The organism is Agrococcus jenensis (genome assembly GCF_003752465.1).
GTDB lineage: Bacteria > Actinomycetota > Actinomycetes > Actinomycetales > Microbacteriaceae > Agrococcus > Agrococcus jenensis.
Genome location: NZ_RKHJ01000001.1, coordinates 85,909 through 98,610, shown reverse-complemented (window position 1 = coordinate 98,610; position 12,702 = coordinate 85,909). Strand labels below are relative to the sequence as shown.

Below are 12,702 nucleotides of genomic sequence, written 5' to 3'. Positions count from 1 at the left end.
CGAAGGGCCCCCGCGGTGCGGGGGCCCTTCGTCGTGCCATCAGCGGATGGCGACGTGCTCCTCGCCGTCGTGGCCGTGGTGCCCCTCGTGGCCGCCGCGCTCGTCGCCGCCGCCCTCGTGGCTGGCCCCGTGGCCGTGCTCGTGGCCGCCGTGGTCGTGCGCGCACTCGTCCATCGCATCCGGCACGTCGAGCGCCGGATTGCGGTCGAGGAACCCGTAGGGCTTCACCCAGAAGCCCGTGAGGTCGACGGGCATGATCGGCCAGTCCTCCGGCCGGGGGATGTGGGTCAGGCCGAAGGCGTGCCAGACGACGAGGTCGGCGCCGTCGACGTCGCCGCCGGCCGCGACCGACGCCGGCAGCCCCGCGCCGCCCGCGTGCTGGTTCGGGTAGCGACCGGCCGGGTAGAGGTCGTCGTCCTGCTGCGACGTCACCCAGAGGTGCTTCGTCGCGAAGGCCGCGCGGGCCGCGACCGTCGAGCCCGGGTCCGCCATGAGCGTCGCCCGCGCCTCGGGGATGAGCTGGTACTCGGTGGGCCGGCCGACGGCGTTCGTGCGGCTCGACGACCCGATGTGCCACGTGCGGCCGAGCGACCCGTCGCCCGAGACGCCCGACGCCTCGCGGACGCGATCGCGCCGGTGCCCGAAGGCGTTGCCCCACGGGTTCGCGTCGCCCATCGGGATCCGCACGAGGTCGACCTGGTCGACGTAGTTGTCGGTGCCGTCGATGTCGAAGTCGAGCCGCGCGCAGAAGATGTGCTGGTGGATCGGCGCGTAGAGCGCCGGCGCGATCTCGGTCGCGTGCGGCAGGTCGAGCCCGGGCAGATCGGCGCCGCAGAAGACGATGCCGGTCGCCTTCGCCTCGAACTGGATCGACCCGTCGAGGTAGAGGTACCAGAAGAAGCCGTAGTCGTAGTTGCCGACGGTCGCGAAGTACGAGATGACGAGCCGGCGCGAGCGGCGCCCGTGCACGGTCTCGCCGTCGAGCTCGCGGTGCTTCCAGAGGATGCCCGCGTCCTCCTCGTGCATGCAGACGGCGCGGGGGATGGTGATCGCCTCACCGGTGTCGGCCGCGAGGTGCGCGTCGAAGTAGTGGATGGCGCCGAGGCAGTCGCAGCCGAGCGACAGCGCGTTCGCGTTCTTGCCCAGGTTGTACTCGCCGGCGTCGAAGTAGCTGATCCAGCGTCGCGTCTCCGTCGTGTCGCCGTAGGGCACCACCATCTCCGGCACGCTCGCGCGGTGCAGCACCGGGCGCAGCTCGTCGCCGTCCTGCCAGCCGAGCTGGTGGAGCACGAGGCCCTCGCGCATCGAGAAGCCGACCCGGAACCGCCACTGCTCCCAGACCACTTCCGACCCGTCGACCGAGAAGCTCGGGCCCTCCGGCATCGTGATCTCGAGCGGCTTGAGCGACGTGCGCCGCTCGCCGACCGACGCGTCGTCGTAGTTCGCGTCGAGCACCGGCAGCGGCACCTGGCGCTCGTCGACGAGCTTCACGACCCGCTGACCCGTGACGTCGACCATGAGCACGAGGCCCTCGACCGGGAACGACCACGGGTTGTCGCCCTCGTTCGGCGGCATGAAGGTGAGCGAGCGCATCATGCGCTTGCCGACCTCATCGACCTCGCCGAACTGGCCGGGGGCGAGCGGCACGACGAGCGCGCGATCCAGGTCGTGCAGGCCGCGCGCCTCCATCGCCCGCCGCCAGCCGGCATCCGCCTTCACGATCGCGTCGACGAGCTCGTACTCCTCGAACAGGTAGGGCGGCTGGCCGTAGGGGTGCTCGGCGGTCGGCAGCACCTCGACCGACTCGACGCGGTCGTCGTCGAGCGCGACCACCGCCTCCCGCACGCGGCCGGTGGCGGTGTCGAGCAGCGTCGAGAGCACGCGGCGGCCGAGCGGCGCACCGGGGCGCCATGCGGCGACCGCCGGCTTCGGCGGGTCGAGCAGCACCTGGAGCGGGAAGCGCGTGTCGGGCAGCAGCTCGCCCGCGGCGTCGAGCGCAGCGCGCACGCGGTCGATCTCGCTGGGCGTCAGGCCGTCGAGCGGATGCGTCGCCTCGAGCACGTGCGAGTCACGGGCGCCGTGGGTGTGGGTGGCGTCGGGCATGGGACCTCCTCGTCCAGCGTGCTCCTCACGCTAGGCGCGGCCGCGGTCCCGGCGGTTGCCCCTCAGCGCAGGCTGCTTGCGAGGCGATGCTCGTCGGTGGGCGCGGGCGCCGACGCGGGCTCGAGCGAGGTCGACGCGCGGTACTCGCTCGGGCTCTGCCCGAAGGTGGTGCGGAAGAGGCGCGAGAAGTGGGCGGGGTTGACGAGGCCCCAGCGCGCGGCGATGCGGGCGATCGGCTGGTCGGCGATCGAGGCGTCGGCGAGGTCGCGGCGGATGTGCTCGAGCCGGCGCTCGCGGATCCAGCCGGCGACGGTGATGCCGTGCTCGGCGAAGACGGCGTGCAGGTGCCGGGTGGAGATGAAGTGGGCCGCGGCGATCGCGGCGGGGGAGAGCGATGGGTCGTCGAGCATGCGGTCGATCGTGGCGAGCAGCTCGTGGAGCAGCTGCCGACGGGGGTCGCGCTGCACGCCCTGCTGCAGCTGCGTCGATACGAGCGTCATGAGCAGGTCGAGGCCCGTGCGCGCGAGGCGCTGACCGTTCGCGCCCGGCAGCTCCGAGAGGCTGTGGGCCAGCCCGACGAGGAACGGGTTGACGACGCGGCCGAGCGGCGACTCGAGCGCGAAGGCCGTCGCGGTGACGGCCGCGAGCTCGTCGCGGGGGATGTCGAGGTAGCCGTGCGGGAAGGTGAAGACGAGGAGGCTCGTGGATCCGTCGAATCGCAGCGCGTAGGGGCGCGAGGTGTCGTAGATGGCGAGGTCGCCGGCGTGCAGGAGCGCGACGCGGCCGTCCTGCTCGATGAGCTCCTCGCCCTCGAGCTGCAGGCTCACCTTGATGAGGTCGGACGGGCTGCGGCGCACGAGCTTCGGCGTGCGCGCGACGACGCTCGGTGCGTGCTCGATGCGGAACACCGACACCTCGCCGACGTCGATCCGGCTGCTGCGGGCCCAGAAGGGCGCGTCGCCGAGCGGGTGCACGTCGAGCGGCACGAAGCTCGTCGCCACCTCGCGGCGCCACGCCGCGATGCCGTGGGTCGGACCCTCGAGCGGTGGGAAGTCGAAGTTGCCTGCCACCGTGCCTCCTGCCTCCGCGCCGGTGCGGTCGTCGCCAGGATAGCCGCCGCGGCGATCGTGCGCGGTGCGTCAAGCCGGGGGCCCTCGATCGCTACGGGCGAGGACGAGCATCGGATGCAACATCGGTGACAGCAAGGGAGCTGCCATGGCCATCGCATCTCAGGAGACCGGCGCGACGGAGCGCTCGCGCACCGCCCTCGGCGGCGGCGTCGGGCGCCTCGGCGTGCCCGCGATCGTCTTCATGATCATCGCGGCGTCCGCGCCGCTCACGGTCGTCGCGGGCGGCGTGACGACGAACTACGCGGTCTCCGGCATCACCGGTGTGCCGCTCGGCATGCTGCTGCTCGCCGCGGGGCTGCTCATCTACGCGGCGGGCTACGTCGCGATGAGCCGGCACGTGCGCAACGCGGGCGCCTTCTACGCGTACATCGCCCGTGGCCTCGGCCCGGAGGCGGGGGTCGGCAGCGCCTGGACGGCGCTCGTGGCCTACAACGCCATGCAGATCGGCATCTACGGCATGCTCGGCTTCGCGACCTCGAGCTTCGTCGCGGCCAAGACCGGCGTCGAGATCCCGTGGTGGGTCTTCGTGCTCGTCGCCATCGCGCTCATCGCGGTGCTCGGCGTGAACCGGGTCGACGTCTCGGTCAAGGTGGTCGGCGTGCTCGTCGCGCTCGAGTTCCTGGTCGTCATCGTCTACGACCTGCTCGCGCTCGGCACCGCCCCGGAGGGCATCTCGGCCGCCGGCTTCCTGCCGGGCGATCTCTTCGCGACCGGCATCGGCGTCGTGCTCGTGATGGGCATCGCCGCCTTCATGGGCTTCGAGTCGGGAGCCATCTACACGGAGGAGGCGCGCGACCCGGCGCGCACGGTGCCGCGGGCGACCTACGCGGCGGTCATCGTCATCGGCCTCTTCTACGCCTTCAGCGCGTGGGCGATGCAGATGAGCAGCGGCCCGAGCGCCGTGGTCGCGAACGCGCAGGCGAACGGTCCTGACCTGCTCTTCGTCGAGCTGGGCGACCGCGCCGGCACGCTCATGGCCGACATCGGCCAGGTGCTCTTCATCTCGAGCCTGCTCGCCGCGCTCATCTCGTTCCACCACGCCGTCGCTCGCTATGCCTTCGCGCTCGGCCGCGAGCACATGCTGCCCCGCGCGTTCGGCCGCGCGAACGGCCGCGGCGCGCCCGCGCTCGGCTCGATGGCGCAGTCGGTGCTCGCGGCCGTCATCGTGATCGCCTTCGCGATCGCGGGCACCGGCAGCGAGCTCGGCCCGCTCTACCCGGTGCTCACCCTCTTCACCTGGCTGACGAACCTCGGCGCCCTCGGTCTCATCGTGCTCATGGCGGTCGTCTCGGCGGCGGTCATCGGCTTCTTCGCCCGCGACCGGCGCGACACGACGACCTGGTCGCGGCTCGTCGCACCGGCGATCGCAGCCGTCTTCTTCGCGACGGTGACGGTGCTGACGCTCTCGAACTGGAACCTGCTGCTGGGCCAGGAGTCGTCGACGCCGCTCACGTTCGTGCTCCCGGGGCTGCTGGTCGTGGCCGCCGTGGTCGGAGTCGCGATCGCGCTCCACGCACGGCACCGGCGGCCGGAGGCGTTCGAGTCGATCGGCACGGGCGTCATGCCCGCCGTGCGCACGGACGCCCGCTGAGGCGGGCTCCGGCTGGCGCGGGCGCCGGCTGGCGCTCGCGCCGGACGAACCGCGTCAGCCGGCGAGGCCCATCGCGCCCGTGACGATGAGGGCGCCACCGCCGAGCACCGAGAGGCCGATGATCGCGGCCCGCACGACCGTGCGGTTCACGAGGTGGGCGAGGCGGTTGCCGAGCAGCACGCCGGCCACGACCGGCACCGCGAGCACGAGCCATGCCCAGAGCGGCCAGTCCGGCGAGCCGTCGGGCGCTACGAAGGGCCGCACGACGACGATCGCTCCGCTGACGAGCACCCAGAACGGCTGCATCGTGGCGACGAACGTGCGATCCTGCCAGCCGGAGACGAGCGAGTAGACGCCGACCGCAGGCGCGCCCATCCCGACGCTCGCGTTGAGCACGCCGATCGCGGTGCCGGTGGCGACGCGCAGCACCGGCCCGTCGTGGGTGCGCGAGGCCCTCGTGAACGCGACGCTGATGACGACGCCGGCGATCGCGATCGCGCCGACGACGACGCGCAGGAGGTCGGTGTCGAGGCCCTTCGCGAGCAGCAGCCCCGGCACCATGAGCGCGACCGCGGGGATCGCGATCCAGAGCAGCCGCCGCCAGTCGACGTCGCGCCAGACCTGGGGGAGGATCACGAGGCACGCGATCGCGCCGTAGAGGTTCACGACGAGCACTGCCGCCAGCGGGCCCGCGACGAGGGCGATCGCGGGCGTGACGACGAGCCCCCAGCCCATGCCGATCATCCGCTGGCCGACGGCGCCGATGAGTACCGCGACGAGCGCGACGACGAACGAGAGCAGGTCCACGCTCAGCGCAGGTCGGCTGCGATCGCGGCGGCCGTCGCCACCACGGCGCGCCCGAGCGCGTCGGTGTCCGGCTGGCCGACGGTCACGACCGCGACGGAGGCATCCGTCGACCGGCGGTCGCGGATGGGGGCGCCGACCGACGTGATGCCCTGGATCACCTCGTTGGCGCTCACCGCCCAGCCGCGCGAGCGCACCGAGGCGACCTCGGGGTGCATCGGCTCGTCGTGCCCGAGCTCGCGCCAGACCGCGTCGTCGAGCATCGCCTGGATCGCGATGCCGGGCGCGCCGAGCGCGATGGGGTGGCGGTGGCCGGGGTGCTGGGCGACGGATGCGTTGACCCCACGCGGCACGGCCGTCACGAGGGTGACGGCGTCGTCGCCGTCGCGCACCGTCAGGAACGCCGTCATCCCCAGCTCGTCGGCGAGCTGCTGCAGGTGGGGGAGGGACGCCGACTGCAGGTCGTGCTCGACGTCGCGCGCGAGCACGACGAGCTGCGGTCCGAGCGAGAGCAGGCCGCCGGCGCGCACGACGAGGCGGTGCTCCTCGAGCGTGCGGACCAGCCGGTAGGCCACCGAGCGGTGCACGCCGAGCAGGTCGGCGAGCGACTGGATCGTCTGGCTGCCGTGATCGGCGAGCAGCGCCAGGGCGGTCAGGCCGCGGGAGAGCGTCTGGGAGCCGCTCGTGTCACCCGCGCCGCCTGCGCCCTTCGCGGGGGTCGTGCGGGGCTCGGGCATCGTCGCTCGCTTCCATGTGGATCCCGCTCGTCATCGCACGTGCCGAGCGCGTGTCGCAAGCATAGAACAGGGTGTTCAGATAGCGGCTCGTTCGCGACGAGCGCGAGCGTGCACGCGCGGCGAGTGCGCGATCGGCTGCGGCTCCGCGGTGATGAGCTCACGGAACCCGGGGCACTGCGCGAAGTCGCTGTGCTCGCACGACTGCAGGTGGCGGACGACCGCGAGCGCCGCGTCGAGCTCCGCCTGCCGCTGCTCGAGCGCGGCCACCTGGTCGGCGAGCATCGCGTGCCGCTCGGCCGCGCTCGAGGTTGCGAGCACGGCGCGGATGGCGGCGAGCGACATCCCCGCGTCCTGGCCGCGCAGGATGGTGCCGATGCGCATCCGCGCGGCGTCGTCGTAGCGCCGCTTGCCGCCGACGCGCGTCGTCGGCGACAGCACGCCCTCCGCTTCCCAGTGGCGCAGCACGTGCGGCTCGAGCCCGAACTCGCTCGCGAGCTCGCCGATCGACAGCAGACTTGACCTCATGTCGACATGAAGTCACATCCTGGAGCACATGGCAACTCCTGATACCGAGCTCCTCGACTGCATAGTCCTCGGCGGCGGCCCCGCCGGGCTGCAGGCCACCCTCACCCTCGCGCGCGTGCACCGGACGGTCGCGCTCGTCGACGAGGGGCCGGGGCGCAACGCCGCCGCCGCGCACATGCAGAACGTCGTCACGCGCGACGGCACACCGCCCGCCGAGTTCCGCGCGATCGCGCGCCAGCAGCTCGCCGCCTACGGCACTGCATCGGGCGGCACTGTGCAGCTCGTGGACGGCGCGGTGGTGGACGCCCGCGCGACCGACGATGAGGTGCGCGTCGAGCTCGCGGACGGCGCTCAGCTGCGAGCCCGCCACCTGATCCTCGCGACCGGCGTCGCCGACCTGCCGCTGCCGCTGCCGGGGCTTGCCCGGCACTGGGGCGGGCAGGTCGCGCACTGCCCGTTCTGCCACGGGCACGAGCTGGGCGCGCGGGTCATCGTGCTGGGCGGTGAGCCGCAGCGCGAGCACCCACTGCGGATGATGGCGAGCGTCGCCGAGCACCTCACGTGGCTGACCGACGGCGTGCCGCTCGACCCCGAGGTCGTCGCCGGGCTCGAGCCGCTCGGCATCGCGGTCGATGCGCGGCGCGCGACCGGCGTGGAGGAGCGGGAGGGGCGGCTCGTCGGCATCCGGCTCGAGGACGGCGACGTGCTGCCGTGCGACGGCGTGCTCACCGGCGGCGCGTGGGTGCAGCGATCGGCGCTGCCGGAGAACCTCGGATGCGCGATGCTGCCGGACGGCGCGATCGAGGTCGACGAGGTGGGAGCCACGAGCGTGCCGCGGGTCTTCGCCGCCGGTGACGCCGCGCACCGGGCGACCGCCGGCCCCGGCCACTCGGTCATCGCGAGCGCTGCCGCCGGCCAGATGGCCGCGCTCGGCGTCGTGCGGGCGCTGATCGCGTAGCGCGGCGACGGGCCGACGGCGCCGGGGCCGGGCGGCCTCGGCGCCGGCCGCCGTCAGGCGGCCGCGAGGAGCCCGGCCACGCCGCTCGCGATGACGGCGGCGCCGCCGGCGAGCGACAGCACCACGATCGTGACGCGCGCCGCGCGCTCGGGCACGAGGTGGGCGATGCGGTGCGCGAGCAGGGTGCCGAGGGCGGCGGCCGCCGACGCCCCGAGCCACGCCCACCACGGCCACTCGGGGAAGCCCTGCGGCACGAGCAGCTCGCGCCCGGCCAGGGTCGACAGGTTGAGCACGACCCAGAACGGCTGCATCGTCGCGGCCATGGTGCGCGGCGTCCAGCGGCTGACGAGCGCGTACGCGCCGACCGGCGGTGCGCCGACCCCCACGGCGGCGTTCAGCCCGCCGATGGCGAGCCCGGCGGTGATGCGGGTCGCCGGGCCGTCGAGCGTGTGGCGGGTGCGCGTGAAGGCGAGCGAGAGCAGCAGGCCCGCGATCGTGACGACGCCGACGGCGATGCGCAGGGCATCCGCCGGCACCGTGCGCGCGAGCAGCAGCCCGGCCACGCTCGCCGGGATCGCCGGCAGCACGAGCCAGGCGAGGCGCCGCCAGTCGACGTCGCGCCAGACGCCGGGCAGCATGAGCACGCAGCCGACGGTCGCGAAGATGCAGTTGAGCGGCACGGCCGCGATGGGGCCTGCGACCATCACCGAGACCGGGCCCATGATGAGCCCGAACCCCAGGCCGATGACGCGCTGGGCGACGGTCGCGACGAGCAGCGCTGCCGCGTACAGCAGCAGCGTGACGGGGTCGATCATGCCGAGGCCGCCCCGGGGAGCGGGTGCGGCACTAGACCTCGATCGAGTCGCCGGGCTCCAGTCGGTGGTGCTCGCCGCCGCCGTGATGCACGGCGCCCTCGATGCGGGCGTGCGCCATCCCGAGCCCCATCGGCGACAGCGGCGCGTCGTGCACCGCGAACGTCGCGCGCGGCGCGACATCGACGACGAAGTCCATCACCTCGCCGATCTTCAGCCACGGGGCGCCCGCGGGCGTCGCGAGCACGGCGACCGGCACGTCGGGCGTCGCGTAGGAGTCGCCCGGGTAGTAGAAGCGCTCGTTCACGAGCACGCCGAGGTTGTCGACGGACGGGATCGTGCGGTGGATCTCGGCGTGCGTGCCGCCGAAGAAGCGCAGCCGGAACGGGCCGGCCGTCACGCGCTCGCCGGCCTCGACGACGGTGATGTCGAAGCCCTCGGCCGCGGCGGCCACGCCGGCGGGCGCGAAGATGCGCGCCGACGGGTGGGCGGCGCGGAGCGCCTCGAGGTGCGGCACATCCCAGTGGTCGGGGTGCTCGTGCGTGATGACGATCGCGACCAGGCCGCGCGCGACGACGGCGCCCGTCTGGTTGCCCGGGTCGATGACGAGCTGCTGCCCTTCCTCGTCGAGGATCATGCAGGCATGCTCTCGCTTCGTCACTCGCATGCGCTCCACGATATGCGCTCGCGGCGGTCGGCGCGCACCCGCGTGGCTCCCACCCGCCCCTAGGCTCTGTCGCGTGCGCATCGTCGTCGCCTCGAACCCCACCGCCCGCTTCGGCCGCAACGGCGCGCTCGGCGCGATCGTCGCGGCGCGCATCGCGGATCTCGGCAACGAGGTCGAGCACATCGCCGCCGCCGACTACGCGGGCCAGCTCGAGCAGACGCGCTTCGCGATGATCCGGTCGGATGCGCTCGTCGTCGTGGGCGGTGACGGGATGGTGCACCTCGGGGTCAACATCGTCGGCGGCACGTCGAAGCGCCTCGTCGTGATCCCGGCGGGCAGCGGCAACGACTTCGCGGCGGGCCTCGGCATCGGGTCGCTGCAGGCCGCCCTCGACGGGCTGGCGGCGATGCTCGCGTCCGAGCCCGACCGCGTCGACCTCCTCCGGATCGAGCACCCCGACGGCGTCACGATCGCCGCGGGGGTCGTCTCGGTCGGGTTCGACGCCGACGTCAACGTGCGGTCGTTCCGGTTCACTCGCGTGCCGAGCCGCATCCGCTACCAGGCGTCGATCCTCGCGACGGTGCTGCGGCCGCAGCACCGCACCTTCCGGGTGCGGCTCGACGGGGGAGCGGAGCGCACCTGGCGCACGCTCGTCGCGGCGATCGCGAACAACCGCACCTTCGGCGGCGGCATCCCGATCGCGCCGGATGCGTCGATGCGCGACGGTCGGCTCACCGCCGTCTTCGCCGACGAGCTGCGGTACCCGGCGTTCCTCGCGCTGCTCGCGCGGGTGCTGCGCGGCACGCACACCACCGACCGGCGCGTCACGGTCGTCGACTGCGAGACCGCCGAGATCGCGAGCGACGAGACGGTGATCGTCTGCGCCGACGGCGAGATCGTCGGTCGGCTCCCGGTCCGCTGCAGCGTGATGCAGGGCGCGCTGCAGGTGCACCGCCTGCCCTGACGCGTGCGGGCTCTTCCGCGACTGTCCCCGCCCGTTTGCGGTACCGAAGTGTCGCCTCCACGGCCCCGAGACGACACCTTCGTACCGCAACGCGGGCCGAGGACGCTGCCCGAACTCCCGCGCCACCCCCCCCCGGTCCCGACACGCCCACGACGCATCTCCAGCGGCCGCAACCCACCCGATTTGGAACTGCGCCTATCCGTGTGGCACACTATCCAGGTTGCTTTCGCAGGACAGCGACACCGGCCCCATCGTATAGCGGCCTAGTACGCCGCCCTCTCACGGCGGTAACGCGGGTTCGAATCCCGCTGGGGTCACAGTGAGACAGCGCCCCCGGTCATCGACCGGGGGCGCTTCGCTGTATACCGCGCGCGCCGTCACGAGCGAGCGCCCCCCGTCATCCGCCGTTGACTCGGCGTACGAAACATCTCGCAGCGAGCGACGGCCGCTCCGTCGGCTGTCTAGCTTGGCGGCGTCGCCTCTGGTCGCCAACCTCGCACTGCGGCATATTGCTCCGCGTCCGACAAGTGTCGTACCAAGTACTCGACCCACGCCGGTGTGTAGGTGTATTGCTCGAACGTGGAGTTGTAGCGACAGAATTCCGGCTTAGTCGAGGCGCGGTTGAGCGCGCTCGTCGCGGGACGCACACCGAAGAACTTCCATGCTTGTGTGTGCATGTGCATGTTGAAAGTGGCGTCCAAGCGTCGCGAGACCTGCTCGACCACCTCCCCGGCCTTCAGGCCGTTCAAGTCCTCGACGGGGACTTGCTTCTCTCGAATGATCGTCTGCACCTGGTCTAGTAGCGCCCGCTGGTCGGTCGTCAGGTCGCTCGCTCTTATGAACGTCATGGCGGCATCTGCGCTGGTTTTCGGACCGGTATGCGGGACAAGGTAGATGCGAAAGTCGAAGCGCTGATCGGCGCGAATGTCGGGCTCAAGCGCTGTATCGAAGTCTTGCACCCAGTCCAAGACGCCCTTCGGGACTTGGCTTCTAAGGGCTTTCACCGCGCTAGCGGCGTCCTCGGTAATTGTCGAAACGAACAAGGGAAAGCGCAACTCCGACCCCAGTGCTTCCGTCGGGCCGAACCATTCGACTAGAGTCTCCTCATAGTTTATAAGAAGGGCTTGGGTTCGGCCCGCGACGAGCGCCGCTATCCGCGCTTCGTGCCGGTGCTCTATTTGATTTCGGAGCCCCTGAAAGAAGACGATGTTGTTGAGCCGGGGGTCGGTCGCGTCAAGCTGTTCGGCCAATAGAACGCGGAGGGACTTGTAGAGGAATCCGCCTTCTGGATGTTTGCGGCGCCACCCGCGTGCATCGCGTTCTATCATCTCGCCACCGTCGGCGTCAGTGCGTGCCTGCAGAAGCTTCATCCAGCCGAGGTTCATATGCACGATGAACGCCTCCAGCTGACGTTCGTTGCCGGACCGGTTGTAGAGGTCGACGGCGAGCAGCACTTCTGCTTTCGACGCTTGAAGGGTGTGCCACCATCGGGGACGCGGAGCCATGCATCGACTGTAAGTCGCGATGCCGCACCCGGATGCGTCACTCGCGCGCTCGAGCGAACATTGATCCACCCGTTCGTGCGGCCCTCATGGCGTCGAGTTCACGGCCGACACGCAGGCGAGGGGCACGTGTGCGAAAATACCCCGGCAAGCCACCGTCAGAGCCGTAGGGAGTCGCATGGCCATCCCGTTCATCGTGCCGTCTCGCGTCTTCAGGTCCCGCACGGAGGCTAAGAACTACATACGTGATGAGATCCTGCGCGCGTATGACATCCGTCAGGCCATCCCCACAGATTCGGTTCACCATCAGTTGCTTCTTGAGGTACTGGAGCTGCACGCCGATGCAGTAGACAAGATCGGTCCGGGAATCGTTCACTTTTACGTGGAGGAGACCTGGCGCTTGCCGGGCAGAGAAGCCGTAGGCCGTGACCAGCGGGCTCTGATGGTCGTGCGCTCGGATGGAAAAGCAGTGGATTGGAGCTATCACCACGTGATCGACAGTCCAACACCGGCTGCGAACGTCAAGAGCGCCCTGGCGTTCGCGCTGGAGACGAGTCGCCTTGAACGCCGAGACGCCGACTTCGCTTCCGGACCCGTGACGTGCGCGATAACGGGCCAAGTGATCCCGCAAAAGCACCAGGCCGATACGCGGCATCTCGACCCAACTTGGCACGAACTGACGACCGGGTTCGTCGGTACGATCGGCGGCTGGGGAGCAGTCGAAACTCACAGCGGCAAGGGCGGCGCTTTCGTGGGTAGGGACGTGGAGGACGTCGCGCTGCGAGACGCATGGTTGCGTTATTACGCCGCCAACGGGAAGCCGGTCTACGTGAAGAACGAGCTCGCTGAGAGGGACTGATCTCATGCTGGGAGCATGGGCGTAAGTTCGGACGGAGCCGTCAACGCCCC

Annotated in this window: 12 protein-coding genes and 1 tRNA gene; 5 read left to right on the top strand and 8 right to left on the bottom strand. The window is 71.4% G+C overall.

Annotated elements, in window-relative coordinates; genetic code table 11:
• Positions 1-39: 39 nt before the first annotated feature.
• Both EDD26_RS00505 and EDD26_RS00500 read right to left on the bottom strand, forming a co-directional pair.
• Positions 40-2,103, bottom strand: a complete 2,064-nt coding sequence (locus EDD26_RS00505) for a primary-amine oxidase (RefSeq protein ID WP_123695929.1) — start codon at positions 2,101-2,103, stop codon at positions 40-42.
• 62 nt (positions 2,104-2,165) lie between these two features.
• Positions 2,166-3,173, bottom strand: a complete 1,008-nt coding sequence (locus tag EDD26_RS00500; RefSeq protein WP_123695928.1) for an AraC-like ligand-binding domain-containing protein — start codon at positions 3,171-3,173, stop codon at positions 2,166-2,168.
• Positions 3,174-3,318: 145 nt separating this feature from the next.
• On the opposite strand from EDD26_RS00500, the gene EDD26_RS00495 reads away from it, so the two are divergent.
• Positions 3,319-4,824, top strand: coding sequence for an APC family permease (locus EDD26_RS00495; protein WP_123695927.1), 1,506 nt, complete (start codon positions 3,319-3,321; stop codon positions 4,822-4,824).
• Positions 4,825-4,878: 54 nt separating this feature from the next.
• On the opposite strand, the gene EDD26_RS00490 is transcribed toward EDD26_RS00495, so the two are convergent.
• The 3 genes from EDD26_RS00490 to EDD26_RS00480 form a co-directional block, all read right to left on the bottom strand.
• Complete coding sequence (locus EDD26_RS00490; protein ID WP_123695926.1) at positions 4,879-5,631, bottom strand: sulfite exporter TauE/SafE family protein; 753 nt, start codon at positions 5,629-5,631, stop codon at positions 4,879-4,881.
• A gap of 2 nt (positions 5,632-5,633) precedes the next feature.
• The gene (locus tag EDD26_RS00485; protein ID WP_123695925.1) at positions 5,634-6,365 is read right to left on the bottom strand and encodes an IclR family transcriptional regulator; all 732 of its coding nucleotides are present in this window, start codon (positions 6,363-6,365) and stop codon (positions 5,634-5,636) included.
• Between the two features lie 75 nt (positions 6,366-6,440).
• On the bottom strand, positions 6,441-6,890 hold the full coding sequence (locus EDD26_RS00480) for a helix-turn-helix domain-containing protein (protein WP_123695924.1): 450 nt from the start codon (positions 6,888-6,890) through the stop codon (positions 6,441-6,443).
• A 28-nt stretch (positions 6,891-6,918) separates the two neighbouring features.
• Between EDD26_RS00480 and EDD26_RS00475 the strand changes: the two genes are divergently transcribed.
• A complete protein-coding gene (locus tag EDD26_RS00475) occupies positions 6,919-7,848 on the top strand; it encodes an NAD(P)/FAD-dependent oxidoreductase (RefSeq protein ID WP_123695923.1) in 930 nt (309 codons plus the stop codon).
• Between the two features lie 53 nt (positions 7,849-7,901).
• On the opposite strand, the gene EDD26_RS00470 is transcribed toward EDD26_RS00475, so the two are convergent.
• Positions 7,902-8,663, bottom strand: coding sequence for a sulfite exporter TauE/SafE family protein (locus tag EDD26_RS00470; protein ID WP_123695922.1), 762 nt, complete (start codon positions 8,661-8,663; stop codon positions 7,902-7,904).
• Positions 8,664-8,694: 31 nt separating this feature from the next.
• Positions 8,695-9,327 carry an MBL fold metallo-hydrolase gene (locus EDD26_RS00465; RefSeq protein WP_123698354.1) on the bottom strand — a complete coding sequence of 211 codons (633 nt, stop codon included), beginning with the start codon at positions 9,325-9,327 and terminating at the stop codon, positions 8,695-8,697.
• 73 nt (positions 9,328-9,400) lie between these two features.
• Here EDD26_RS00465 and EDD26_RS00460 point away from each other — a divergent pair, with 73 nt between their 5' ends.
• A complete protein-coding gene (locus EDD26_RS00460; protein ID WP_170165475.1) occupies positions 9,401-10,291 on the top strand; it encodes a diacylglycerol/lipid kinase family protein in 891 nt (296 codons plus the stop codon).
• Between the two features lie 244 nt (positions 10,292-10,535).
• Positions 10,536-10,608: transfer RNA gene (locus EDD26_RS00455), tRNA-Glu, on the top strand.
• Between the two features lie 144 nt (positions 10,609-10,752).
• Here the strand turns inward: EDD26_RS00455 and EDD26_RS00450 are convergent.
• Positions 10,753-11,796: a DUF3644 domain-containing protein gene (locus EDD26_RS00450; RefSeq protein WP_148058658.1), complete on the bottom strand. Its 1,044-nt coding sequence runs from the start codon at positions 11,794-11,796 to the stop codon at positions 10,753-10,755.
• 175 nt (positions 11,797-11,971) lie between these two features.
• Here EDD26_RS00450 and EDD26_RS00445 point away from each other — a divergent pair, with 175 nt between their 5' ends.
• Positions 11,972-12,652, top strand: coding sequence for a DCL family protein (locus EDD26_RS00445; RefSeq protein WP_123695919.1), 681 nt, complete (start codon positions 11,972-11,974; stop codon positions 12,650-12,652).
• Positions 12,653-12,702 lie beyond the last annotated feature (50 nt).

Excerpts from the sequence above, each read along its gene's own strand:
- EDD26_RS00505 (WP_123695929.1), bottom strand. The coding sequence starts at position 2,103 with ATGCCCGACGCCACCCACACCCACGGCGCCCGTGACTCGCACGTGCTC.
- EDD26_RS00495 (WP_123695927.1), top strand. The coding sequence starts at position 3,319 with ATGGCCATCGCATCTCAGGAGACCGGCGCGACGGAGCGCTCGCGCACC.
- EDD26_RS00485 (WP_123695925.1), bottom strand. The coding sequence starts at position 6,365 with ATGCCCGAGCCCCGCACGACCCCCGCGAAGGGCGCAGGCGGCGCGGGT.
- EDD26_RS00480 (WP_123695924.1), bottom strand. The coding sequence starts at position 6,890 with ATGAGGTCAAGTCTGCTGTCGATCGGCGAGCTCGCGAGCGAGTTCGGG.
- EDD26_RS00475 (WP_123695923.1), top strand. The coding sequence starts at position 6,919 with ATGGCAACTCCTGATACCGAGCTCCTCGACTGCATAGTCCTCGGCGGC.
- EDD26_RS00470 (WP_123695922.1), bottom strand. The coding sequence starts at position 8,663 with ATGATCGACCCCGTCACGCTGCTGCTGTACGCGGCAGCGCTGCTCGTC.
- EDD26_RS00465 (WP_123698354.1), bottom strand. The coding sequence starts at position 9,327 with ATGCGAGTGACGAAGCGAGAGCATGCCTGCATGATCCTCGACGAGGAA.
- EDD26_RS00450 (WP_148058658.1), bottom strand. The coding sequence starts at position 11,796 with ATGGCTCCGCGTCCCCGATGGTGGCACACCCTTCAAGCGTCGAAAGCA.
- EDD26_RS00445 (WP_123695919.1), top strand. The coding sequence starts at position 11,972 with ATGGCCATCCCGTTCATCGTGCCGTCTCGCGTCTTCAGGTCCCGCACG.